19 protein-coding genes, 2 tRNA genes and 1 other RNA gene are annotated in these 24,929 nt (G+C 47.3%); 4 read left to right on the plus strand and 18 right to left on the minus strand.

The window, feature by feature from the left end:
• Positions 1-8: 8 nt before the first annotated feature.
• The 16 genes from AXX12_RS06130 to AXX12_RS06205 form a co-directional block, all read right to left on the minus strand.
• Complete coding sequence (locus AXX12_RS06130) at positions 9-773, minus strand: dihydroorotate dehydrogenase electron transfer subunit (protein WP_066239579.1); 765 nt, start codon at positions 771-773, stop codon at positions 9-11.
• Positions 766-3,990: a carbamoyl-phosphate synthase large subunit gene (gene carB / locus AXX12_RS06135; protein ID WP_066239582.1), complete on the minus strand. Its 3,225-nt coding sequence runs from the start codon at positions 3,988-3,990 to the stop codon at positions 766-768. The genes AXX12_RS06130 and carB overlap by 8 nt, the downstream gene beginning before the upstream one ends.
• 14 nt (positions 3,991-4,004) lie before the next feature.
• Positions 4,005-5,063, minus strand: a complete 1,059-nt coding sequence (carA, locus tag AXX12_RS06140; protein ID WP_066239583.1) for a glutamine-hydrolyzing carbamoyl-phosphate synthase small subunit — start codon at positions 5,061-5,063, stop codon at positions 4,005-4,007.
• Positions 5,063-6,361: a dihydroorotase gene (locus AXX12_RS06145; RefSeq protein WP_066239586.1), complete on the minus strand. Its 1,299-nt coding sequence runs from the start codon at positions 6,359-6,361 to the stop codon at positions 5,063-5,065. The genes carA and AXX12_RS06145 overlap by 1 nt, the downstream gene beginning before the upstream one ends.
• Positions 6,345-7,301 (minus strand): aspartate carbamoyltransferase catalytic subunit, encoded by a 957-nt coding sequence (locus AXX12_RS06150; protein ID WP_066239589.1) that lies wholly within the window; start codon positions 7,299-7,301, stop codon positions 6,345-6,347. Before AXX12_RS06150 ends, AXX12_RS06145 begins: the two co-directional genes overlap by 17 nt.
• Before the next feature lie 262 nt (positions 7,302-7,563).
• Positions 7,564-8,862, minus strand: coding sequence for an amidohydrolase (locus AXX12_RS06155; RefSeq protein ID WP_066239592.1), 1,299 nt, complete (start codon positions 8,860-8,862; stop codon positions 7,564-7,566).
• Positions 8,863-8,936: 74 nt separating this feature from the next.
• Positions 8,937-10,175: a C4-dicarboxylate transporter DcuC gene (gene dcuC, locus AXX12_RS06160; RefSeq protein WP_066239595.1), complete on the minus strand. Its 1,239-nt coding sequence runs from the start codon at positions 10,173-10,175 to the stop codon at positions 8,937-8,939.
• A 235-nt stretch (positions 10,176-10,410) separates the two neighbouring features.
• Positions 10,411-10,496 (minus strand) — tRNA-Leu (locus tag AXX12_RS06165).
• Between the two features lie 15 nt (positions 10,497-10,511).
• Positions 10,512-10,597 (minus strand) — tRNA-Leu (locus AXX12_RS06170).
• A 95-nt stretch (positions 10,598-10,692) separates the two neighbouring features.
• Positions 10,693-12,327 carry a peptide ABC transporter substrate-binding protein gene (locus AXX12_RS06175; protein ID WP_231881815.1) on the minus strand — a complete coding sequence of 545 codons (1,635 nt, stop codon included), beginning with the start codon at positions 12,325-12,327 and terminating at the stop codon, positions 10,693-10,695.
• Between the two features lie 14 nt (positions 12,328-12,341).
• Entirely contained in the window at positions 12,342-12,911 is a 570-nt protein-coding gene (locus AXX12_RS06180) for a lytic transglycosylase domain-containing protein (protein WP_066239598.1), read from the minus strand.
• Positions 12,912-12,992: 81 nt separating this feature from the next.
• Complete coding sequence (gene coaE, locus AXX12_RS19005) at positions 12,993-13,592, minus strand: dephospho-CoA kinase (RefSeq protein ID WP_066239601.1); 600 nt, start codon at positions 13,590-13,592, stop codon at positions 12,993-12,995.
• A 12-nt stretch (positions 13,593-13,604) separates the two neighbouring features.
• Positions 13,605-14,426, minus strand: coding sequence for a bifunctional DNA-formamidopyrimidine glycosylase/DNA-(apurinic or apyrimidinic site) lyase (gene mutM, locus AXX12_RS19010; protein ID WP_066239603.1), 822 nt, complete (start codon positions 14,424-14,426; stop codon positions 13,605-13,607).
• 10 nt (positions 14,427-14,436) lie between these two features.
• Positions 14,437-17,058: a DNA polymerase I gene (gene polA, locus AXX12_RS06195; protein ID WP_066239606.1), complete on the minus strand. Its 2,622-nt coding sequence runs from the start codon at positions 17,056-17,058 to the stop codon at positions 14,437-14,439.
• Between the two features lie 285 nt (positions 17,059-17,343).
• Positions 17,344-18,573 carry a L,D-transpeptidase family protein gene (locus AXX12_RS06200; RefSeq protein ID WP_066239608.1) on the minus strand — a complete coding sequence of 410 codons (1,230 nt, stop codon included), beginning with the start codon at positions 18,571-18,573 and terminating at the stop codon, positions 17,344-17,346.
• An 88-nt stretch (positions 18,574-18,661) separates the two neighbouring features.
• Positions 18,662-19,801, minus strand: coding sequence for a two-component system sensor histidine kinase NtrB (locus AXX12_RS06205; protein WP_066239612.1), 1,140 nt, complete (start codon positions 19,799-19,801; stop codon positions 18,662-18,664).
• A gap of 416 nt (positions 19,802-20,217) precedes the next feature.
• Here AXX12_RS06205 and AXX12_RS06210 point away from each other — a divergent pair, with 416 nt between their 5' ends.
• Positions 20,218-20,856, plus strand: coding sequence for a ferritin family protein (locus tag AXX12_RS06210; protein ID WP_066239615.1), 639 nt, complete (start codon positions 20,218-20,220; stop codon positions 20,854-20,856).
• A gap of 56 nt (positions 20,857-20,912) precedes the next feature.
• Here AXX12_RS06210 and rnpB read toward each other — a convergent pair.
• Positions 20,913-21,262: RNase P RNA component class A (gene rnpB, locus AXX12_RS06215), an RNA gene on the minus strand.
• 197 nt (positions 21,263-21,459) lie between these two features.
• Here rnpB and AXX12_RS06220 point away from each other — a divergent pair.
• Positions 21,460-23,076 (plus strand): peptide chain release factor 3, encoded by a 1,617-nt coding sequence (locus AXX12_RS06220; protein ID WP_066239617.1) that lies wholly within the window; start codon positions 21,460-21,462, stop codon positions 23,074-23,076.
• Between the two features lie 79 nt (positions 23,077-23,155).
• Here the strand turns inward: AXX12_RS06220 and hyi are convergent, their stop codons facing one another.
• On the minus strand, positions 23,156-23,944 hold the full coding sequence (gene hyi, locus AXX12_RS06225) for a hydroxypyruvate isomerase (RefSeq protein WP_066239620.1): 789 nt from the start codon (positions 23,942-23,944) through the stop codon (positions 23,156-23,158).
• A 166-nt stretch (positions 23,945-24,110) separates the two neighbouring features.
• On the opposite strand from hyi, the gene AXX12_RS19985 reads away from it, so the two are divergent.
• Entirely contained in the window at positions 24,111-24,245 is a 135-nt protein-coding gene (locus AXX12_RS19985; RefSeq protein WP_269448386.1) for a hypothetical protein, read from the plus strand.
• Between the two features lie 242 nt (positions 24,246-24,487).
• Positions 24,488-24,829: a DUF2512 family protein gene (locus AXX12_RS06235; protein WP_066239628.1), complete on the plus strand. Its 342-nt coding sequence runs from the start codon at positions 24,488-24,490 to the stop codon at positions 24,827-24,829.
• Positions 24,830-24,929 lie beyond the last annotated feature (100 nt).

Raw genomic sequence — 24,929 nt, forward strand, 5'->3', positions numbered from 1 at the left:
TTTGCCTCCTAATCGAATCGAATATCTTCGCCAGGAAAGACAGGACCGTCACTGCAGACTTTCTTCCGCCCGCCAACAGTGTCACAAGTACAAACAAGGCAAGCGCCGATACCGCAGGCCATATGTTCTTCGAGCGACAATTCACTGGGAATGCCATATGCTTGAGCCGCACGGACGACACCCTCTAGCATGGGACGAGGACCGCAGGCGTAGATACGATCATAGTCGCCATCTGCCAATAACTCAGGCAGCATGTCGAGGGTAACACCCTGCCGACCAAGGGATCCATCATTCGTAGTGATGTGTATGTTATCACACAGAGACTCAAATAAATCTGTCCAATACAGTTCTTGTTTGCTCCTGCCACCCATCACAATACTAACCCGTCGCGGACACAATTGCTGAGCTAGAAATACTAGCGGCGCTAGCCCCATCCCTCCGCCCACCAACAAAGGTCGTTCGCTGTTCAGCGAAAAACCATGTCCTAGTGGACCTAGGCAGTCAAGCATATCACCGATTTTGGCCTCAGCCAACATTTGCGTTCCTCTGCCGGCGATTCGATATACCAGGGTAATACTCATTTCCTCCGGGTCAGCTTGGCAGATGCTGATTGGACGCCGCAGCAGCGGGTCTTGGGTTGATCCGATTCTGATATGAACAAACTGTCCTGGCTTAGCCTGTTGCGCAAGCTCAGGCGCATGCAGGACTAAGAGGCGCACATCTGGCGCAAGCCAAATGTGCTCTTTTACAGTTGTATCACATAGTTTAGACATAATCGCTCTCGCCTCCGACATAGTCCTGTAAAGCCAGAACATAGACCAGACGCCTATGATCAACCGCGTTGCGCACATGAAGAACTTCTTTGGCCGTATCAATCGATGTCAGACACGGAATGCCGTGTTCAACCGCGGTTCGGCGGATTTTGAAGCCATCACGGACAGGTTCTTTGCCATGGGTCAGGGTATTGATAACAATTTGAATTCGTCCTTGCCGAATCAAATCGATAATACTGGGGCCGCCATCGTCACTAACCTTTGACACGGCTTCAACTTCGAGACCAAGTCCCTGCAGATAGCTTGCCGTGCCTTTTGTGGCAGCCAGCTTGTAGCCAAGTGAGGAAAAACCTTCAGCCAGTTCACCACATTCCGGTTTATCTTTGTCTGCTACGGTGAATAAGACAGTTCCTTCATTAGGCACACTTAGGCCAGATGCGATAAGTGCTTTATACAGCGCACGAGATTTATGATAGTCGATTCCCATAACTTCACCGGTAGATTTCATTTCTGGCCCGAGAGAGGTTTCGACTTGCTGCATCTTGGCGAAGGAGAATACTGGCGCTTTGACCGCAGTATACGGCTTAAAAGGCAGTAGACCTGTGCCAAATTCAAAATCAGCAAGTTGTTTGCCCAGCGAGATATCGGTCGCCATGGCCACCATCGGAACGCCGGTTACTTTGCTGAGGAAGGGCACTGTGCGGCTTGACCGAGGATTAACCTCGATCACATAAACGGTATTATCGACGATAACATATTGAATATTGATCAGGCCTTTTACGTTGAGACCGAGAGCCAAGCGGCGCGTATAGTCGCAGATAGTATCAATTTCTTTTTGGTTGAGAGTCATGGGTGGATACACAGCAATGCTATCACCTGAGTGAACTCCGGCGCGTTCGATGTGCTCCATGATGCCTGGAATCAATACTTCAACCCCGTCTGAAATGGCATCCACCTCTACCTCAGTTCCTTGCATATACCGATCGATCAGAACCGGGTGACCTGTGGAGGCGATAACCGCTCGACTGATGTATTCGGACAATTCAGCATCACTGTAGACGATCTCCATCGCTCTACCGCCAAGAACATATGACGGACGCACTACTACTGGATAACCGATACGGTTCGCACCAGCCAACGCTTCTTCAGCGTTAACTACGCTTATGCCAGCCGGGCGAGGAATTGACAACTCTGTTAGGAGCGCATCAAATTTCTCACGGTTTTCGGCACGGTCAATATCTTCTACCGATGTGCCCAAAACGCGGACTCCTCGTTTCGCCAATGGAGCAGCAAGATTAATAGCTGTCTGTCCGCCGAACTGAACGATGACACCAGCCGGCTGTTCTTTTTCAATCACATGCATAACATCTTCGACTGTCAGCGGTTCGAAGTAGAGCCGATCAGCTGTGTCGAAATCTGTACTTACAGTTTCCGGATTGTTATTGATAATAATCGATTCTACGCCGCTTTCGCGCAGAGCCATGACAGAGTGAACTGAACAATAGTCAAACTCAATCCCCTGACCGATACGGATCGGCCCAGATCCCAGGACCAAAACTTTTTTGCTATCAGTTGTCTCAACTTCATCTTCCTGTGCGTAAACAGAGTAGTAGTACGGGGTAGCAGCTTCAAACTCAGCTGCGCAGGTGTCAACAATCTTGTAGCAGGGTTTCAGCGCGAGTTCGCGGCGCAGTGACTCCACCGTTTCGGCTGTGCTTCCAGTCAATTCCGCGATGGCAATATCAGTAAACCCGGCTTGTTTTACAGTGCGCAGCAACTCGGTATTCAGGCCCTCCTGACTAAGGCTGTTCTCCAATTCTACAATACGGGCAATTTTATTCAAAAAGAAGCGATCGATTTTAGTCACGTCGAAGATTTCGTCAATTTGAGCTCCTTTGCGAAATGCCTCGGCGATAACGAACAAACGCTCATCGTTGGTTGCCGTGACTTTGGTCAGCAATTCCTGCAAATTCAGTTCCCGCAGTCCTGGTAAGTTTAAGTGATGCAAACCAATTTCTAGCGAGCGAACCGCCTTCAGCAAGGCTGCCTCAAAGCTACGGGCGATGGACATGACTTCGCCGGTGGCTTTCATCTGGGTGCCAAGGGTTCGATCGGCGATGGCAAATTTATCAAATGGCCAGCGTGGGAACTTTACCACGACATAATCGAGAGCAGGTTCAAAACAAGCGGTGGTTTTTTGGGTAACCGCATTTTCAATTTCGTCCAACCGATAACCAAGTGCTATTTTGGCAGCCATCTTGGCAATCGGGTAGCCGGTTGCCTTCGATGCCAAAGCGCTCGATCGACTAACGCGCGGATTAACTTCAATCACATAATAGCGACTGGAATTAGGGTCAAGTGCATACTGCACGTTGCACCCACCTTCTATTCCCAGTGCACGAATAATTTTAAGGGAAGACGCACGCAGCATCTGGTACTCACGGTCAGTTAGAGTCTGCGACGGTGCGATAACAATGCTATCACCGGTGTGGACTCCTACAGGGTCGATATTTTCCATATTACAGACTGTTATGCAGTTGTCAGCCGCATCTCTCATGACTTCGTATTCGATCTCTTTCCAGCCGGCGACGCTGCGTTCAATCAAAGCCTGACCAATCAGACTAGCCTTGAGGCCGCGGTTTAGCACTTCGTCAAGTTCTGCTTCGCTGGCGACAATGCCGCCGCCTGTGCCGCCTAAGGTATAAGCAGGACGGACAATCAACGGGTAGCCGGTCTTACGTGCGAAATCACGTCCAGCTTCAATGCTCTCAACAATCGCGCTTTCCGGCACAGGCTGAGCAAGTTCCTGCATAGTGTCTTTAAATAGTTCCCGGTCTTCAGCCTTCTTGATCGCCGATAGTGGCGTACCAAGCATTTCAACGCCATGTTCGAGCAGTACGCCGCGTTCGGCCAGGCCAACAGCCAAATTTAATCCAACTTGACCGCCGAGGGTGGCAAGTAGACCATCTGGACGTTCTTTGCGAATGATCTCAGTGATAAAATCGACAGTCAGTGGTTCGATGTAGACACGGTCGGCCATAGCTGTATCTGTCATAATAGTGGCTGGATTGGAGTTTACCAGTACTACTTCAATCCCTTCTTCTCGTAAGGCCCGGCAAGCCTGTGTGCCTGCATAATCGAATTCAGCTGCCTGTCCGATGACGATCGGACCGGAGCCAATGACCAGGACTTTTTTAATATGTTCTTTTTTCGGCATTCTGCGGCCCTCCTTTAGTGTACTAGCAATGACATGAACTGATCGAATAAGTACTCGCTATCATCCGGACCAGGTGAAGCTTCAGGATGAAACTGAACTGAGAAGATCGGCAGGCTGCTGTGACGTAAGCCTTCGATCGTACCATCATTAACTGCGCGGTGGGTGATTTCAATATCTAATCCTGTTAAGGATTCTTCTTCAACAGCGTATCCATGGTTTTGAGCCGTGATATGCACTCGCCCAGTTGCGAGATTTTTCACCGGATGATTTGAGCCGCGGTGGCCGAACTTGAGTTTATAGGTTTGGGCGCCTAAGGCCAAAGCCAGCAGTTGGTGACCCAGGCAAATCCCGAAAATCGGCTTATATGTTAATAATTCTTTAATGGTCTCGACCGCTCCCATGACTGACTTAGGATCGCCCGGGCCGTTAGAGAGGAATATTCCATCAGGGTTTAATGCTTTAATACCGGCTGCGTCGATGTCAGCAGGGACGACATACAGATCACAACCTAATTTTTGCAGCGAGCGAAGAATATTCTTCTTAATGCCAAAGTCCATAACAACGACTCTTGGTCCATTTGCCGGAATATGGGTTATTGTATCTGTAGTAACTTGTTTAACAAGTCCGTTTTGATTGTCTTTGGCAAGCAAGGCTTTAATCTCAGCTTTAGTAGTATTATGCGGTACGATTACGCCGCGCATCGTGCCATGAACGCGAATAGCTCGGGTTACAGCGCGAGTGTCTATCCCGTAGATGCACGGAATTTTGCGCTGTTGCAGATACTCAGCAAGCGTCCCTTCTGTCCGGCAATTGCTAGGCTGTTCGCAGAGTTGGTCAATGACGAACCCCCTGACAAAGGGTTTGCGGCTTTGATCAAATTGACTGACGACACCATAGTTGCCGATTAAAGGATATGTCATGACCACGATCTGACCGCAATAGGATGGATCGGTCAGCACTTCCTGGTAGCCGGTCATTCCTGTGGTAAACACTACTTCACCACAGCCGACTGCCTCATCAAGGATTTGTCCGTAAAATTCACTGCCGTCGGCAAGGACCAGCTTTCCTTCCATTATAGAACCTCCCCGTTTTTCATAACAAATTGACCTGCCACCACTGTGGCGACAGCTTTACCTTTTAGTGTTTTGCCGTCAAAGGGTGTAGATTTTCCTTTACTGTAGAAATGTTTGCTGTCAACGATCCATTCCTTGTCTGGATCGAACACAGTGATGTCTGCCGTCGCCCCAGGCGCCAGGCTCCCGCCCGTCACACCGAGGATCGCCGCCGGCGAGACTGACATGAGTTGCACGATTTGATTAAGTGTCAATTCCTTGCTGTGATATAGAGCTGTCAGTATTACGCCTAGTGATGTTTCTAGACCAGTGAAGCCATTAGCCGCAATGCGGTATTCAACATCTTTTTCTTCTGGCGCGTGCGGCGCATGATCGCAAGCGATAGCGTCGATCGTTCCGTCTTTTAATCCGTCAATCAGAGAGCGGACATGATCGGCTGACCGGAGCGGCGGGTTGACTTTGGTGGCGGTATTGAAACCATATACCGCTTCATCGGTTAGCGAGAGATGATGCGGGGTAGCTTCTGCTGTCACCTTAACGCCGCGGCGTTTTGCCTGGCGGATAAGCTCAACAGCGCCAGCGGCGCTAACATGGGCAATATGCAGCCGTGCTTTCGCATATTCAGCCAGCAGAATATCTCTGGCGACAGCAATTTCCTCCGCGACAGCGGGACGGCCTTTTACCCCCAAGATAGTTGAGACTAGCCCTTCATGCATGCAGCCCTCGCCGGCGAGCGATTCCTCTTCAGCATGACTAATGACTGGAATATCAAACATGGAAGCATAGGACAAGCCTGTTTGAAACACACGCGCGTCTTCGACAAAGTGTCCATCATCTGACAGCGCGACTGCGCCGTTTTGCACCATGTCGCCGATTTCGGCGAGTTCTTTACCTGCCTGCTCCTTGGTCAAAGCACCGATGACATGGATATGGACAGCTGCCTCGCGCCGAGCGCGCTCCAGTATGCCGGAAACCATGATCGAGTTATCAACAATTGGCTTGGTATTTGGCATGCAAGCAACTGCGGTAAAACCGCCCGCGGCTGCTGCCTCGGAACCTGTGCGGATTTCTTCTTTGGCCTCGAGTCCAGGTTCGCGCAGATGCACGTGCATATCGATAAGTCCAGGACAAACTACCAAGCCTGTAGCATCAAATATTTCTGCGCCTCCCGAGATAGTTTGATCTGACAGACCTAAGTCAACACCGATAATCTTCTGTCCATCAATAACAATATCAGCAATTTGGTCAATTCCGTTGGCTGGGTCAACGACGTGTCCACCTTTAATTAATAGTTTCAAGCGTTTTCCCTCCTGTCAACGTCAGAAATAGCGTCGCCATACGGATGGCAACCCCATTCTGCACTTGTTCTTGGATCGATGACTGATTGCTATAAGCCACATCGTGGGAAATTTCAAGTCCTCGGTTCATCGGGCCTGGGTGCATTATCATAGCATCTGGCTTGGCTAAGGCTAGTCGCTTAGCGTTTACGCCGAAAATGCGAGCATATTCGCGGGCGGTGGGAAATAAGCCTTTTTCCTGTCTTTCTTTCTGTATCCGTAGCACGTTGATAACATCTGCGTCTGTGATCGCATCTTCCACTCGGTGATGCACAATTACGCCCATTTTCTCAATGTCGACAGGCATCAGTGTCGTTGGGCCTGCGACATGGACTTCAGCCCCAAACTTTTGTAGACCCCATATGTTCGAGCGAGCCACTCGACTGTGCAGTATATCTCCCAGAATCGCGACCTTCAGTCCGCTAAGGTTTTGCTTACGTTCCCGAATCGTAAATAAGTCCAAGAGCCCTTGTGTTGGGTGCTCGTGCGCTCCATCACCAGCATTAATAATGACTGGTTTGACAAGCTGCGAGGCAAAGTGAGCCGCCCCCTCGGCCGAATGCCGCATGACGATTGCGTCTACCCCCATCGCCTCAACAGTTAAAAGGGTATCTCGTAGACTCTCACCTTTAACAACGCTACTGGCAGCTGCCGTGATATTAACCACATCAGCTCCAAGATATTTACCTGCTAGTTCGAAAGAAGTACGGGTACGAGTGCTAGGTTCAAAAAACAAGGTGACGATTGCGCGGCCGCGAAGAGTCGGCAATTTCTTGATATCCCGATTAATAATATTTTTCATTTCGCGAGCCGTATCAAGGATGTCCGTAATTCTGGAAACATCGGTTTCCCGGAGTCCGAGAAGGTGATTGGTCTTCGGCGTTGCTCCAGCATTCATCATGGCAGTCACTCCTCCAAAAAATTAAACTCCCTGCCTGCGAAGCAAGGAGTTTAGCGGTATAACCAGAGGGCCGCTAATCCTTGCTAACCTCGCAGGATCAGCTTAAAGGATCGGGTACTAAAAAGCCTTTTTGTGTCTGTGAGGACACAAAAAGGCTTGCATGCTATGCAGAAGTCTTCCTTCACGGCCTCACAGGACCATTTAAAGGTTATTATATTATTAGTATTTTAGCAACTAGACAACTATATGTCAAGTAAAAAAATTATGGATTGGTCAGCAAATCGGCGGCTGAACCACTGACGAATTCGGCCGCTTTTGCCATAACATCTTCATTAAAGTCAAAGAAGAAGTCATGGTGTCCGGCGCTGAGTTCTGTACCAATCGAGATATAGGCAGCCTTACCGCCACGCTGTTGCACCCGTTCCATGAAGTATGTGCAATCCTCACTGCCGCCAATATTAGCTGCATCAACCAACTCGGTAAAGATGTTGGATTGTTCAGCATACTTACGCAAGCGGGTCACCAGTTCTTCATTAGCTTCACAACCTGCTGCTCCACCCATTTCCTGCATTGAGACACTAACTCCATACATAGCAGCGGCAGCTTCGATAACCCGCACAGCTTCTCCACTCATATATTCGTTTATAACGCTAGTGGTACCACGGGTTTCCAGCTTGATAACCGCGTTAGCGGGAATGACATTACGGCCAGAGCCAGCCTGGATAACGCCGACATTGATACGCGAAATACCTTGACTGTGACGAGAGATCGCGTGCAGATTGATTGAAGCATTCGCAGCAGCTAGCAGCGCATTGCGACCGTTTTCCGGCGCGGCGCCAGCATGGGCTGGTATTCCTGTAAAGGTCGCATCAATCTTGGTTGTGGCTAAGAAGCCGTATGTTTTGCAAGCAATCTGTCCAAGTTTATTCATCTGCATGCCAAAATGCATGCCGATAATGTAGTCCACATCATCGACTACACCCTTGACAACCATGGCTTTGGCACCGCGAACGCCTTCTTCCGCCGGTTGGAATATAAGCTTAATCGTACCTGCCAGTTGATCCTTAGCGCCGGCCAAAAGTTCGGCAACTGCCAAACCAACCGAAGTATGACCATCATGGGCACAGGCATGCATAGCACCTTTATTGACTGACGCAAAACCTTCACGTTGCGGACGATGTTTAGCATCTGTGCTTTCGTTGGCATCATTCGCATCCATATCAAAACGCAGGGCGACGGTCGGGCCAGGTTTGGCAAATTTCATTAATCCAACTACGCCGGTTTTTCCGCCGCGCATTTTTTCAACCCATTTCGGATTCGCACCCTGACTAAGCGCCCGTTCCATATGACACTCAAGTTCTGCCACCGAGGGAACGCCCATCATAGCTTCTTCAGCAATAACTTCATCGCCGGCTTGCACTGAATAACCTAATCTTTCAAGAGTATCAGCTACGAGCGACGCGGTGCGAAATTCAGTCCAGGCTGCTTCAGCGTATTTGTGAATGTCACGACGACGTTCAACCATTTTGGCGGCAAGTTCATTAGAAATGGTAAAGTTCATAGAAATAACCTCCTGATACTATTTTTGTAGAAACAGCCAGCAGCAAAGACGCTGCTGGCTGTGAAAACCTATGTTTACAGCATGCCCATCATCATTACAATGGCTCCAAGCAGCATAATTGGACCATTCCGTTTGGTCATTTCAATCGGGCTAACTTTTGCCAATTGCGCACAGACAATGGCAGCGCCAGCGACCGGACTCATGGAACGTCCCAGTGCACCAACCATTTGGGCTGTTGAACCCATTTCAATAATGCCATAGCCGAATTGCTTAGCATGTGGTGTAATCGCGCCATTAAAAGCAAGTGCGGCGGCATCACCAGAACCAGATAAGATGGCGACTACGAAGGGACCAAAAGTAGCTGCAAATTTGGCGATAGACTGGGAATTCTTCATAACAGCAATTAGGGAACCAGTCAATCCAATCAGTTCCATGCCTTTTGTAAAGACAGCAGCGGCAATGATGATACCAATAACATTCCCATAGGCATCACCCATGCCGTTAAAAAATTGTTTGGTGATTTCTTGCGGATTCTGCCAGGTAACAACAAAGCCGAGAATCGCGCCGAAAATCATAGCCTGCGGCACCGTCACCTCTGGAATGACATGAAGCTGCTTACTGCCCAATACTAACAAAATCAGCGGTACCATCGGCACAACTGCCTTAAGAATATTTACCTTGAATTCATCCTTATCGGATAATGTCACTTCACTTGTATAGCCTTGGTTCTCCTTGCGGACAAACGCGGTGATGGTTAGACCAATCGCTACCACGACAGCAGTGATCAAAGCAGTTGAGGACAGAGTCGCGATAACTGTCATGACGTCGACGTTAGCCAGTTTCGCAACGAAAGGATTATGGGAGTTGCCAGGGCTAATGACACTGCCCCAGGTACCTGCCAGTACAGCACTAGCAGCCATAGCCGGATGAACGCCTGCCGCCATCAGCGCCGGAATTAGAATAGCACCAACTGCTGCGGCGCTAGGCAAAGCAATATTGATAGTCCACGTAACTAAAACGGCGCCTGGAATGAGAATCGCGCGGAATTTAGTAAGAGGACCGGCCAGCAAGTGTACCAGATGGCTGTCGCACTTAGTAAGACGCATGACGAAGGCAAAGCCCATCACAGTACAGATAACCGGTACCAAACCGCCATTAATCATTGCGGCCTGGAAAGCAGTTATTGCCTCCAGCGGTTTTCCGGACAGGATAGCCATGAGTAGACCAGACAGGAACAGAACCATTCGGGTTTCATACTTTTTAATGATTGCAACAAATGTCAGTAGAACGATTAATCCACCAAGCCAAATCATTGTCTTCCTCCTTGTAATAATATTTCATTTTAACTCGTATTTTATTTCGCTGATTGGAGCTTGATTCCTGCCATTTTCGGGGCATTGTCGATTGTATTTTTCCTAAATCAGCTCAGAGCTGATAAATATTGGCCTCATGGCAATTGTATACAATATACAAAAAGCAAATAGCTATAGATATTGGACACACAGAAAGAATAAGACCTGCACATTACTGTGCAGGTCTTATTCTTTCTGGTGCGGTAGAATGGATTTGAACCATCACGAGGTTGCCCCCGCCAGCCCCTCAAGCTGGTGCGTCTGCCGTTCCGCCACTACCGCGTGACTTGGGAATTATGGTGCGGCCGAGTGGATTTGAACCACCACAGGGTTGCCCCTACTAGCTCCTGAGGCTAGCGCGTCTGCCGTTCCGCCACGACCGCATTGTTTAATGTCACATCTCAGCGACGTAAATTATCTTACCATAATCCCATAAAAGCGTCAAGCTATATTTCGCAAATTATTTTATTGTTGTTTTCTACTTTGCTGCATGCGCCCACTGCCAAGCATTCCATAAATTTCCCGCTGGCGAGGCATTTGGACGGTAATTTAGTACAGTTTTCTTAACAATGCCGATGTTTGAATGAAAATACAAAGGAATTGCCGGGACTTCTTGAGCGTACAGTTCCTGAATGCGGTAATATATCTGCTTGCGACTGTCTGCCTCAACGGTACGGGCGGCCTGATCTAACAGTCGATCAACCTCGGCATTACGCCAACCTGAATAGTTCTTGCCTTTATAAGCGTTACTGGGACCGGGAATATTTCGCGAGTGCCAGAGACTACTATTATCCGGATCTGGCCCCAAATACCAGGCATACAGTGCACTTTCAAAGCGGCGTCCTGGCAAGACATCGGTAAATAACGCCGGTATTTCAATAAATCGCGGCGTTAATTCCACACCGGCTTCGCGTAGCTGCTGTGACAACAGTCGAGTGGCTGTCTCCCGCTGTTTATTGTTGCTCGTTGTGATTAGCGACAGACTGAGGCGTACTCCATCTTTAGCGAAAATACCATCCACGCCTTGCCGCCACCCTGCCTGATTCAAAAGCTCCTTAGCTGCTTCGACGTTACGCGCTAATGGTGTCAAGTCACTACGTGCCGCCCATGAAACCGGCCATTGATCAGCCGCTGCGGCAGTTGCGGCGCTACGATACGCCTCTGCGATGATTGCTTGACGATCAATCGCCAACGAGATTGCTTGACGTACTCTTGCGTCTTGAAGTCGAGCGTTGTCTAAATTGAGATCGATATGTTCCCACACCATCGTCGGATTCATAACCACATGAAAAGCATCAATAGCCCGTGCCTGTTCAACCAGACTGGGATCTAAGTTGCCAATGATATCAACAGATCCAGCTTTGATCTGAGTCAGCAGGATATTAATATCAGGTATTATTTTATACGAGATGGTGTCAAGTACCGGCTTGCCAAGGTGATAATTCGGATTTGCCTTCAGATTGATTTCCTCCGCCATTCGCCACTCAACAAATTGAAATGGGCCTGTCCCTATTGGCGCGCGATTGAACGGCGCTTTGGCGAAATCAGCACCTTCCAACAGATGCTTTGGTAAAATTCGTGAAAACAAGTTGAGGAATGACGGATAATATTCTCGAAAGCGAACAACTAGCGTAGTTTTATCCGGTGCTTCAATCGAAGCGATCTGATCATAACCATCTCTAGAGATGACATTGTTTCTTGGATTCATGATCAATCGCCAAGTGAATATCACGTCTTCGGCTGAAAAAGGCTTGCCATCATGCCACTGTACATTGTTTCGGAGGCGGTAGGTAACTATTCTGCCATCACTGCTGACGCCACCGTTTTGCAGAGTTGGAACATCTGACGCTAGGTCAGGCTGCCACTCGCCTTTGTCATTCATATAGACCAGACCGCTAAAGATTAGGCTGGCGACCTCATGTGCACTGACCATATCAGAAGAAAGAGGGTTTAACGTTGCTGGTTCATACAAACTGCCATAGACGATCTTGCCGCCTTTCTGCGCAACAGGCTGCTTGGCAGGAGTTTCTTTAGTCTTATTATCTGTTGAGCAACCTGTCAGCAGTAACAGTACTACGCAGGCCAGGATAACTCCAATCCTTTTTTGACGCACAATAACCACCTCGTCTAACGGCCGTACAGCTCCACATAGCGCTTTTGACTATGAAGAACCTTTCCGACATATTCACGCGTTTCCTTAAAAGGTATCTGGCTGGCGTCAGCGAATGACGCATTCCAACCGTAGCGTTGCATCCATTCTTTCACATTTCCCTGACCACCGTTATATGCGGCCAGTACAAGCACTTGGTTGCCCTTGAACTCACGGTTTAAATTGGCGAGATACCAGGTTCCCATTCGGATACTGACCTCAGGTTCGGCCAGCCTTTCCAAATTAAAGTCTATTTCTTTAGACTCTTTTGCCACCCATTGGGCTGTTTCAGGCATCATCTGCATCAAACCAAACGCCCCTCGGGGAGAGCGGGCGCGCGGTAGAAACTTACTTTCTGTGCGTATAATGGCCGCGACCAGAAATGGATCCAAGTTGTTTTTCATTGAATATTGATACACAATGTCCCTATTCGGAAATGGATAGATATACTTTTTTTGAAACCATTCGCTAGTGTAAGTAAAATAACCGGCGAGCATGCCTACAAGCAAAACCAGCGCCAGGAGCGTAAGTCTCGAAAATACACGCAAATATGATCACTCCGTATACATTTAGCTCATTACTTTAAAAAGAGTATGTGACTCCTGCGCAAATCATTCAATTAATATGAATTAAGCATCGCAATGCAATCTTTCCCATAATCTTTCCACCTGACGCCGCGTTGACTCGGGGCTGCCGCTATTGTCAATAACTACGTCAGCGCGTTGCTTCTTTTCCTCAAGCGACAGTTGTGAAGCAATGCGCATCTCCGCTTGTTGCTGCGTAAGGCTGTCGCGTACCATTAAGCGGTTAATCTGGGTCTGACGATCCACATAGACGACCCAAACTTCATTCACCATGTGGTTCCAGTCTGTTTCCAGCAGCAATGGTACATCCAACACAATGACTTGATAACCGGCTGCTTCAGCCAGTTTTACTTCTGTCGCGACTTGGCTCCAAATCGCAGGATGAGTAATCGCCTCTAGACTTTTCCGCTTTTCAGGGTCGCTAAATACGATATCTCCCAATTTGCGGCGATTGATGTTACCATCTGGGAACAAAATTTGATCACCGAAATAATCAATAATTTGTCGCCATGCGGGCTGACCGGGTGTGACAACCGTATGTGCAATCGCATCAGCATCAACAATGAGCGCGCCCAATTCAGACAACAGTCGACTGACTGTGCTTTTACCACTAGCAATGCCGCCAGTCAATCCAATCTGATACATTGTTCTCCCCCCCTATTGTTGACACTTAGGACAAAAGTGAGTTCCCCGGCCGCCAACTTCGATACGTTGAATGGCACTGCCGCAGATTTGGCAAGGCTCACCTTTTCTTCCATAGACCTGCAAATGATGTTGGTGGCCACCCTCTCTGCCACTACTATCTAAATAATCGCGAATAGTCGTCCCGTGATGAGACAACGCATCATCAATGACATGATTAATAGCGGCAAACAAGCGCTCAATTTCTTCGCGGTTTAGGCTCTCGCCTGTTCGTTCAGGATGTATGCCAGCTAGTGACAAGCTTTCGTCGACATAAATATTACCCAAGCCGCCGATGATCTCTTGGTTCAATAACAGCGATTTTACCTTCGCCTTGCGCCGGTTTAGGGCGCGAGCCAAATAATCGGCGGTAAATTCCGAACTGAGAGGCTCTGGTCCCATTGATGCTAACCCATGAATATGGCTTAATTCTTCTAGATGCATGAGATACAATGTTCCTAATGTTCGAGTATCGGCAAACACTAACCGATCGCCTGTATCCAGGAAAAATAGCACCCGGGTATAGGCGTCTGACGGTTCTGCAGCATGCCGCAAATACAATCGCCCTGTCATGCGCAGGTGGATGACGAGTGCGAGGTCACCTTCGAGTTGTAATAACAGGTATTTACCTCGTCGATCAATCGATAAGATACGTTTTCCTGTCACCAAGTCAGCAAATTCCGACGGTGTCGGCCATTTGATTAAACGTGGCAATTGGATATCAATTGATTCTATGCGACGTCCAGCTAGCCCAATTAATCCGCGCCGGACGGTTTCGACTTCGGGTAGTTCAGGCATGTCAACCCTCCTATTTCGCTGCAGCCCAATTTCTTCCTAATTTTACATCAGTGAGAAGCGGAACTGATAATTCAGCCGCCTCTTCCATTGCTTCGCGAACAATCCGGCTGACAACGTCTGTCTCGCCAGCTACTACCTCAAGCAGCAATTCATCGTGAACCTGCAGCAGAATGCGGCTTTTAAATCCGCCACTAATTAGCCGGTCATACACATCAACCATAGCCTTTTTAATAATGTCTGCAGCAGTTCCTTGAATGGGGGTATTCATGGCTGTCCGCTCGGCAAAGGAGCGAAGGCTGAAGTTTGAAGCATTAATATCAGGCAAATAGCGTCTGCGGCCAAAAAGTGTCGTAACAAAGCCTTGTTTTTTTGCTTCGGCAACCGAATTATCCATGAACTGTTTAACACCGGGATAGCGGGCAAAGTAGTTGTCTATGTACTGCGCGGCTTCTTTACGGCTAACGCCGATGTCGCGTGATAGGCCAAAGTCACTAATACCATAGACAATGCCAAAATTGACTGCTTTAGCCCGAGAACGCAGCATCCCGGTTACCTCAGACATAGGCACACCGAACACTTCGGCTGCTGTGCGGGTATGAATGTCCTGGCCGTGAAGGAATGCGTCAATCAGGTTTTCATCGCCAGACATATGAGCCAACACCCGCAGTTCAATTTGCGAGTAATCTGCGGACAAGATATAGTCCCATCCCTCGCCAGGCACGAACATTTCTCGTATCCGTCGGCCTGAATCGGTGCGGACAGGGATATTTTGCAGGTTGGGCTCAGAACTGGATAAACGCCCAGTCGTTGTTACTGTCTGGTTAAAGGTGGTGTGAATACGCCCAGTAGCTGCTGAGATCAAGGCATGCATTCCGTCGAGATACGTTGATTTCAATTTGGCAAGCATACGGTATTCTAGCAAGTTGTCAATAATGATATGTTGACCAGATAGCTTTTCCAGCACTTCTGCATCGGTTGAATATCCGGTCTTTGTTTTTTTGAGTATAGGAAGACCGAGCTTTTCGTACAAAATAGCGCCTAATTGTTTGGTTGAATTGACATTAAATTCTTCGCCTGCAATGGCATATATTTCGCACAATAGTTGCTCAATCCGCACTGCCAATTCGCCAGACATGTCCATCAGGCTGTCTGCGTCAATAGCAACCCCGTTCATCTCCATAGCAGACAGAACGCGAGTCAACGGCAGTTCAATCGAGTGGTACAAATCTTTCAATCCTGAGGCTTCAATCCGTTCCTCCAGCACAGGGCGTAAATCGCGCACTATACCAACAGCCCAAGCAGCGTAACGGGGGTCTTGACGAAGTTTAGATTCTTCCCACTGCGTGTGGCGGGACAAATAAGTAGCAGCCAAGTCTGGCAGAGAATATCGCGTTGCTGCAGGATCAAGAAGATAGCCAGCAATTTGTGAGTCAAAAGTTAGGCCAGAAAGTGTCAGTCCAGTTGACAGACATAAGTTAGTTGCCAGTTTGGCATCATGAGTAGCTTTGCCTAGTGAAGGCACAGTCAATAAATGCAACATATCTGCCCAACCAGGGGTTGATGGTGTGAGAATGACCGTTCGCTCAGCAACTGCTAATGCCAATCCGGCCAGTTCTAGGCTTGGTGTATGCCCGGCGAACAGCGGCAAATATGTCATTGAAGATGACTCTATTTGCTCTAGGAGTCTTTTCGCGTCGGCAGTATCTGCCAGGACTTCAACTGGCGGTAGCGCCTCAGATTGGACTTCTATCACCGGCCCATTGTTAGGAAGCAACGGCATTAACCTAGCCAACATGGTTCGAAACTCAAGTCGCAAAAACAACTCGCGCAGTCGATCAACATCCGGGCTCCAGCCATAGGTGTCAGGCTGGTATTCGATAGGAACGTTGCAGACAATACTGGCCAGTTGCTGTGAAAGTTTGGCATTGTCTGCCTGAGAACGCAGCAATTCCTGTGTTTTCTTGCCTGACACTTCGTTCACATGGGCTAACAAGTTGTCCAAACTTTCAAACTGCTGAATGAGTTTAAGTGCAGTCTTCTCGCCAATTCCGGCGACTCCGGGAATATTATCAGACTGGTCTCCCATAAGACTTTTAACGTCAACAAATTGATTAGGGCGCAGACCATATCGTTCGTTAAAGGCGGTTTCGTCCATTAGGTCAAGGTCGGATATCCCTTTTTTAGTTAGTAGTACTCTTACCGAAGGTGTGATTAGTTGCAATGCATCTTTATCGCCGGTGACGATAGTAACATTAAAACCAGAAACGCTGGCCTTGTCAGCCAGAGTGCCAATCACATCATCTGCTTCAAAGCCTTCGAGCCCTAACTTAGCGATGCCAAACGCGGTCAGCAGTTCTTCAAATAAGTTTAATTGTTCGGCCAATTCACTGGGCATGGCCTTGCGGTGCGCCTTATACTCTGCGTAGACCTGATTGCGAAACGTTTTTTTCCCCTTATCAAGAGCAACGACAATTGCATCAGGACGCATGTCTGCCAACAGCTTTAGCAACATATTAGCAAATCCGTAAACCGCGTTAGTATGTTGTCCTGAAGCAGTTGTCAACGGTGGCAGTGCATAAAAAGCCCTATGTATCAGACTACTTCCATCAATAATTACAAATGTTCGAGCCATGAGCTCACCGCCTTAAATTTATCAACAATATATTTAGTATACCATTGTCTATTAGCTGTGAAAACCCTTTCTAGTTTCTAAATAAGCTCTCAGTCTTATGTATTGGGACAAAAATACCATTTTTTGCCTATGAGACTTAGCAGTAGTAATTTCTCGATAGTCAAAAAAGAACCGTCGTTCCTTTACGACTTAGTAACAGCAATTTCTACAAGTAAATAAGAACCGTCGTTACCTATGAGACTCAGCGTCAGCAATTTCTGCAAGTAAATAAGAACCGGGCGGAGCTTAATCTCCGTCCGGTTCGTGGAAGGGATACGTCAGGTCGATAATTCTGGCTGCTTCGTCCCAGTAAACATAGGCTCCAAAATATGAATACACTTGATTTATCGCGAGGTATGGCTTGTTTTCAATTACTTGTATCGGCACAACCTTATTGTTTGCGATCAATATTTTCGTTTTCTCATCCCAAATAGCTTTTTGTCCAAGTGCTTCTCCAATTGTCAATACTGGCAGTAACGGAATCTCTCGACGCAGCGGAAAGTCGCCTGCCACTGGTTTGCCGTTAAGAGTTAAGGAAATAATTTCTACTCCCAGCGCACCTTGGGAAGAATTTATTTGCTGGGTACCTCCGAATAAAACCGGAATACTCTCCGGCGCGGCATAAAGAGAACCGTCTTTTCGCACCCCGCGGAAAAAACGAGATCCGACCTTTATCTGACTACTCGCCTCATCCCAAGTTATGCTGGCCTTTACAGCTTCAGCGATAGACTGAATAGGTACCAGTAGCCCATCGGTACTGATCTGGACTTTATCTGGCAGCAGTTTACCGTTAACAACCAAATGATGAAACTGCAAAAAAACATATTCTTTATCATCCGCTGCCTCGATCATTCGACTAATTGCAGAGTCATCAACCCAATTATTCCAGTTGTGCGGACGCAGCTTTACGCGCACATCCGAAATAGATACTGATTGCCATCCATAAACGTCCGGATACACGGCGATATAAGCGCGATTCTGATAATCGATGCCGACTCGTACTCGTTCATAAATAATCCGCAACGGAGTGTTCACCCTGACAACTTCATACAGTTCTTCAACATCAGGCTCATACATCCGTATACAACCATTAGAGACAACCAAGCCAATAGAATCTGGATTATTGGTACCATGTACCCCATAGGTAGGAAGAAAGCCCATCCAGCGGTAGCCAAGCGGATTATGCGGACCGGACGAAACAACCGTTCCCGGAGAGTCAGGCGGATACCAGGCAGGATTGACTTCTTTAATAGTGATATAGTAATTCCCTAGCGGTGTCGGTGTTGAAGGCTTACCGATCGCCACTGGGTAGCGTTTAATTAGGCGATTGCCTGCATACAGTTCTAGTGTCCGGCTTGGTAGATTGATGACAAGCTGTGGGTCTGTCAAATCTGGATTTTGCGGCGCAGCCCTTGCCAAAAATACAGGAAAGAAACAAAAAATAAAACTGGCAATTACTACCCAAGTTTTTAGCACAGAGTGATCCCCTCTTTACCTCTTTTGCAATAGTAAGGTATATGAGGGTCACTATACGCCTATGCCAATCTTTGGCTCGTCCTGACGATTATTGTAGATTTAGGATCTGTTGATGCACTGCTGAAATTTGGCGTAACCGATCTTCAACAATCGGCAAATAAACATGAACCTTAGTACCAATTCGCTCATTTGAGCTAACGTGAATAAACCCGCCATGTTCACTGACGATTCGATGCGCGATTGGCAATCCTAATCCCACTCGGTCCAGTTTCGTGGTATAGAAGGGTTCAAATATTCGCGACATAATGCCGGGGTCTACCCCGCAACCAACATCAGTAATCGCGACAACCAACATGTTTAAGTCTGCGTGCAACCAAGTCCGGATACCCACTTCGCCCACATCAGGCATAGCTTCCATCGCATTTTGCAGAATATTGACAAATGCCTGCTGCAGCAAGTTGGCGTCCGCGCTGATTTTCGGTAGATTATCGGCGAGCACCTTAGCAATATTGATTCGCTCTCCGCCCATTTGTTTGAACACTAGCAGCAAACTTTCATCCAGAATATCATTGATTGCGACACCGGGTTCTTTCTGCAAGGGTGGTTTCGCAAACATGACCAATTCTTTTACTACATTATTAATGTAGGAGACTTCATCAAGTAACATCTCAACAATATCTCGCCTGACTGTATATTGGTCATTCTCCAGTCGGTTAAGCATGATCTGTAGATAACCACTTATTGTTGTCAGCGGAGTACGAACATGGTGGGCAACGCCAGCAGCCAGTTCCCCCATTGACATCAGTAATTGAGTTGTCTGTATTTGGCGCAAAGTCGTGCGAATCTCTGACACGTCCTGCAGTACAACAACAATGCCGGTCGAATCCCCCTGCGCATCGCGCAGACGAATCGCGTCTGCATGAAAATAGCACGTTTTTTCGTCTTGTAGTATCCGACTGTTGTAGGTCTGGAAATCTTCATATTCAGCTAGATTAAACAATCGTACAAATTGATCACCGAAATGACCGAACGCCCCGTCAGCTGTTTGACCAATCACTTTTGCCCGGTTAACACCGCACATTTTTTCCGCTTCCCTGTTTAAGCTTCTGACCTTGCAGGCGCTATCAACATAAATCAAGCCGATCTTGGCTGACTTAAAATACTCTTTTGGGTCGTCCTCTTTCATCATATAAAATGTTCGATAATCGCAGTTCTCTGTCGCAAACATTTTTCGCACTCCTTTCAGAGAGAGATTCTTTTAGGAAGTATGTATACTATTCTTGTAAATTTATGTATTCCCTGCTAAATCTCGGCAGTTAGTTTTCGTAAAAATCCGACATAATCCTTGCTTTTCCTACGTCTGCACCATATACATAGCGTCTTTATCTGTTCTCAAAAGCTGGATGACAACTTATAATCGTCTGGTTGTGACAATCAAGCAAGCACAAAAATTCCATTAAATTCCAATATAAGCTTTCATATTCCAATTTATAACATTTATTATTTTATTATCCATAATTTTACAATTATTTACCTATTAGATATCCAGCACAATTTAACTACATCAACCTCAACCGGTGATTTGCACTAAACTGGCTAATGCTACATAAGATACACTGAGTTAAATGATGGAGGTGTAGTAGTGTGGGCTATTCAAAAAAAATGTCGCCTAAAATGGTGAACTATAAACCATGTGACATACCAGTTATGCCAATTGACGAATGCGAAGACTACGACGACAACAATGAAGAATGTCCTAATCATCCAGACTTGCTGTTGTTGCGCGAGGCGGCAGCTGACGAGCGGACCGCTGCCGCTTTTTATCTGAGAGCAGCTCATCAGACTTGCTTGGATAGACTTTTCCTCGATGTTGCCGAAGATGAAATGCAACATTTCATGGAAATAATGCAGTTAGTTTCATGCCTCGATCCTATACAGGCGGAAATATTTGAAGAAAAATGCCTCCCGTTCCTGACAATGCCACGTCATCCCAAGCATAAACAGGCCAAGTGGCAGCCACCGGAACCGAAAGATGACATAGAAGATGCCACTATTTCGCCACCCGCCCCGGACGAGTTGGAAACCGTTGACTTGTTAACCAAATCAATTGTTGGCGAACTGATGGCCATTAATAAATACCAGTGTTTTATGTTAAAAGCCGCCTGCCCAGAAGTTAAGGAACTCTTCTGTCACCTGATGAACGAGGAGAAAGAGCATCTCGCTGAGTTTATCAAAGCACTATTTTGCATTACTCATGAGCCTTTACCGTATGAGCAGGATTAAAAATCACAATACAAAAACCGCAGAGCAAACGCACTGCGGTTTTTGTATTGGCATAACACATGAGTAATCAATAAGCCGAGTTTTGTTCCGCCTGTCGGCGGTGATGGTCATCTATCTAGGCCGACAGTTGCCTGTCGGCTCCAGCGATACAACCCGGAAGACTCAGCGGGCCGCTTCATCACTTCCCTATTCGATCTTGCTCCAGGTGGGGTTTACCTAGCCAGCCAGTCACCTGACTGCTGGTGCGCTCTTACCGCACCGTTGCACCCTTACCTGCCGAAGCAGGCGGTTTCTTTCTGTGGCACTTTCCCTAAGGTCACCCTCGCTGGACGTTATCCAGCACCCTGCCCTATGGAGCTCGGACTTTCCTCGGACGGCTTACGCCCGCGACCATCTTTCATACTCAAGCGTTATGGCAATATTGGATTTTTATCGTATCATGCAGCAGGTAAAAAGTCAAACAACACTATACTAGATCTGGGATGAGCTTCTCATAGACTTGTTTTTTTCTGTTGAATCTTCTATTATTAATGCATACCATATTGACAATAACCTATTATTGATGATAGGTTAGCTTTCGTAGATTAGTATTGGAGGAGAATTATGCCAGACACTCTGCCAGAATTGGCGGCGGAAGTAGAAAAACGCCGCACATTTGCCATCATATCTCACCCTGACGCCGGAAAGACAACCTTAACCGAAAAGCTCTTGCTGTACGGAGGCGCCATCCGCCTGGCCGGCTCAGTAAAAGCCCGTAAAGCGCAAAAACATGCAGTATCTGACTGGATGGAGATTGAAAAACAAAGAGGCATTTCCGTTACATCTAGTGTATTACAGTTTGACTATGAAGGTTTTAGAATTAATATTCTCGATACTCCCGGTCACCAAGACTTTAGCGAAGACACCTATCGCACACTGATGGCAGCAGACAGCGCCGTCATGCTGATCGACGTCGCTAAAGGCGTAGAGGAGCAGACAAAAAAGCTGTTCCACGTGTGTAAACAGCGCGGCATCCCTATCTTTACCTTTGTCAATAAGTTAGATCGTTATGGCAAAAGTCCATTTGAACTGATGGAAGAGATCGAAAACGTTCTAGGCATTCGCGCATATCCGATGAATTGGCCAATTGGCATAGATGGTAAATATGTAGGGGTGTATAATCGCGAGCTGTCTCAAATCGAACTTTTTGAAAGTGGTGGCGCGCACGGACAATGGATCATGCCTTCCACCATGGGCAGTGTCAACGACCCAACTTTTGCCGAGATTATTGGTCAAGATGTGCATCAAGCTCTGATTGACGATATTGAACTTTTAGACGCTGCTGGGGATTCATTTGATTTTACCCGAGTGAAAAATGGCGAGTTAACTCCTATGTTTTTTGGTAGCGCTATGACCAACTTCGGCGTGCGCCCATTCCTTGAATCATTTCTAAAGCTTGCACCAGCTCCCGCCGCCCGTCAGTCTACTGACGGTCCAGTCGAGCCCGCTAACGAGGAATTTTCCGCATTTGTCTTTAAGATTCAAGCCAATATGAACCCAGCCCACCGCGACCGCATCGCATTCATCCGAATCTGCTCAGGGAAATTCATCCGTGGCATGGCAGTGCACCATGTACAAACAGGTAAATCTATCAAGCTCTCACAACCGCAGCAGTTTCTGGCACAAGAGCGGGCTATTGTTGATGAAGCTTACCCAGGTGATATTATCGGATTATTTGATCCAGGCATTTTTGGGATTGGTGACACGCTATGCGAAAACGGTCGGAAATTTCGATTTGAAGACTTCCCTATTTTCCCTCCTGAACAGTTTGCCAAAGTACAGGCCAAAGACACAATGAAGCGCAAGCAGTTCATCAAAGGTATAGAACAGTTGGCCCAGGAAGGCGCTATACAGGTATTTAGACAACCAGATATCCCTGGCGAGTTTTTCATTGTCGGGGCAATCGGCGCTTTGCAGTTTGAAGTGCTTGAATATCGATTGAAAAATGAATACGGCGCAGACCTCAGCATGTTCATGCTACCATTTGGGCTAGCACGCTGGATTGACGGCAATGACGGTTCAAAGCCGATCAAAGGGGTGGAAAAAAGTGCTATTGTCAAAGATAAGCACGATTTACCGGTTGCTCTGTTTAGTACAGAATGGTCACTGCGTTGGGTAACAGAGCAGAACCCCTCACTTCGATTTTATGAATCTCCAACGATCTTGCTGCAACAGCCATAGTCGTTATGACATAGTCAATACAAATAATAGTTCCCTACAGAATCGAGAAGGAGAGAGTGTTCAACTCTCTCCTTCTCATTTATTTCCGTGTATAACCGTATTCCTCAACCCAAGAGAACGAGTCTGCGGTCGGTCCCTCAGGTATGTACTCCAGACCAACATAGCCGGTATAACCCAAACGATCTATCTCACTGAATAGGAAACGGTAGTTGAGTTCACCTGTACCTGGCTGATGCCGTCCAGGGTTGTCAGCAATCTGAATATGGGCGATACGGGCAAACTGTTTACGGATGGTTGCCGTCAACTCACCTACGCCCCGCTGTTCATGGTAAAGGTCGTATTGCAGATAGGCATTAGCATGGCCCACCTCATCCAACAGAGTTAAAACTTGTTCAGCAGTGCTGTGATAAAACCCTGGCATATCAAAGGAATTTAGTGGCTCGACCAGTAGGCGAATACCCTTCTCTGCTAACTTTTCTGCGGCGTAACGCAGATTTTCAATGAGTGTGGCTCTTTGTTCTGCATCCGAGAACTCAGTCAGTTTCTTACCAACTAAGCAGTTTAATTGCTTGACTCCCAGCGGCTCGGCATATGACAACGCTTTTTCAACCCCATCGCGAAATTCCTGCTTTCTTTCCGGATGAATAGCGACTCCGCGATCACCTTGCGCCCAATTGCCAGCTGGCAGATTGAACAGGACGATTTTCAAATTATTGGCATCAAGTGCTTGCCTTAGCTCAGCTTTTGTGTAATCGTAAGGAAACATAAATTCAACTGAATCAAAACCTGCCTGGCTTGCAGCGGCAAAACGCTGCATAAAGGGAATCTCTTGAAATGACATTGTCAAATTGGCGGCAAAATGTGGCATATCATTACCTCCATTATTTTTCTTTTAAGTATCCTTTCGCTAAGCGGAGGGATTTTCCTTGCGCCAGATCTGAAAATTATGAAGATTTGTTCCTATCTATCTGGAAACATCATCCTGCTATTGAAAGCGACTACGATGTTTATACTAGTTTTGGAGGTGAAATACCATGAGCAAAAAAGACTGTAGCAACGAGCAGCGCCAGAACAAAAGGGATGAAAAGAACCTTGAGTTTGCCAGCGAGTTCTGTAATGTGAAGGATGAACGCCGTTTGGAAAAGGACTGCGATAACTGCAAACGGTAACTGCCTAAGGTTATTTTCCTCCATTTAACGGCGGCCGTCTTTGGCCGTCGTTTTTATAACATCTTCGCGTTACAGAGAGCCAGAGAAAGGGTGAGTGGAATGAATGATTAAAAGCACGTTACATTCGTCCCCTGATTATATGATGCATGGCGTAATCTAGCTGCAGCGATCGTAGATCCTCGCGATGCTGCAGACACGGTCCAGCATTGTGGCGATCCGAATGAAGGTTAGGAGGCCACGTTATGAATAATTTTAGAATTAAACTGTTCACCTGCCCGATTATCGTTATTGCCGCCGATTATCTAACCAGTTCCATGGTTTTCTCTGCGATCTGGCAGCCTGCCAGTGTTGGCATATTTTTTGCCTTTGTTTCCTACCTGTTTGAACAGGTCATTCTTCGACGAGATACTTTCTGGATGAGTAACGTTCTGGATTTTCTCTTTGCCGCCGTAATTGTCTATGCCAGCCAATTCTTCTTTTCTAATGTAACCATTTCATTGATTGGTGCCTTGTTTAGCGCAGCTATGCTCGCAGCATTTGAGTATATAGCGCACTCATATCTACTACGCAGCGGCCAAGTATAATCTATAAAAGAAAATACATAAAGCCGCCCGTGCGGACGGCTTTTCATGTTGCCGCGTCTAGCGCGATCCAACATGCCGGGAAACTGTGACTGAACAGTTC

This window comes from Anaerosporomusa subterranea (genome assembly GCF_001611555.1).
Taxonomy (GTDB): Bacteria; Bacillota; Negativicutes; order Sporomusales; family Acetonemataceae; genus Anaerosporomusa; species Anaerosporomusa subterranea.

Bases quoted from the DNA above. Each gene is read 5' to 3' on its own strand.
- AXX12_RS06130 (WP_066239579.1), bottom strand. From the start codon at position 773: ATGTCTAAACTATGTGATACAACTGTAAAAGAGCACATTTGGCTTGCG.
- carB (WP_066239582.1), bottom strand. From the start codon at position 3,990: ATGCCGAAAAAAGAACATATTAAAAAAGTCCTGGTCATTGGCTCCGGT.
- carA (WP_066239583.1), bottom strand. From the start codon at position 5,063: ATGGAAGGAAAGCTGGTCCTTGCCGACGGCAGTGAATTTTACGGACAA.
- AXX12_RS06150 (WP_066239589.1), bottom strand. From the start codon at position 7,301: ATGATGAATGCTGGAGCAACGCCGAAGACCAATCACCTTCTCGGACTC.
- AXX12_RS06155 (WP_066239592.1), bottom strand. From the start codon at position 8,862: ATGAACTTTACCATTTCTAATGAACTTGCCGCCAAAATGGTTGAACGT.
- dcuC (WP_066239595.1), bottom strand. From the start codon at position 10,175: ATGATTTGGCTTGGTGGATTAATCGTTCTACTGACATTTGTTGCAATC.
- coaE (WP_066239601.1), bottom strand. From the start codon at position 13,592: ATGTATCAGATTGGATTGACTGGCGGCATTGCTAGTGGTAAAAGCACA.
- mutM (WP_066239603.1), bottom strand. From the start codon at position 14,426: ATGCCTGAACTACCCGAAGTCGAAACCGTCCGGCGCGGATTAATTGGG.
- polA (WP_066239606.1), bottom strand. From the start codon at position 17,058: ATGGCTCGAACATTTGTAATTATTGATGGAAGTAGTCTGATACATAGG.
- AXX12_RS06205 (WP_066239612.1), bottom strand. From the start codon at position 19,801: ATGTTTGCGACAGAGAACTGCGATTATCGAACATTTTATATGATGAAA.
- AXX12_RS06220 (WP_066239617.1), top strand. From the start codon at position 21,460: ATGCCAGACACTCTGCCAGAATTGGCGGCGGAAGTAGAAAAACGCCGC.
- hyi (WP_066239620.1), bottom strand. From the start codon at position 23,944: ATGCCACATTTTGCCGCCAATTTGACAATGTCATTTCAAGAGATTCCC.
- AXX12_RS19985 (WP_269448386.1), top strand. From the start codon at position 24,111: ATGAGCAAAAAAGACTGTAGCAACGAGCAGCGCCAGAACAAAAGGGAT.
- AXX12_RS06235 (WP_066239628.1), top strand. From the start codon at position 24,488: ATGAATAATTTTAGAATTAAACTGTTCACCTGCCCGATTATCGTTATT.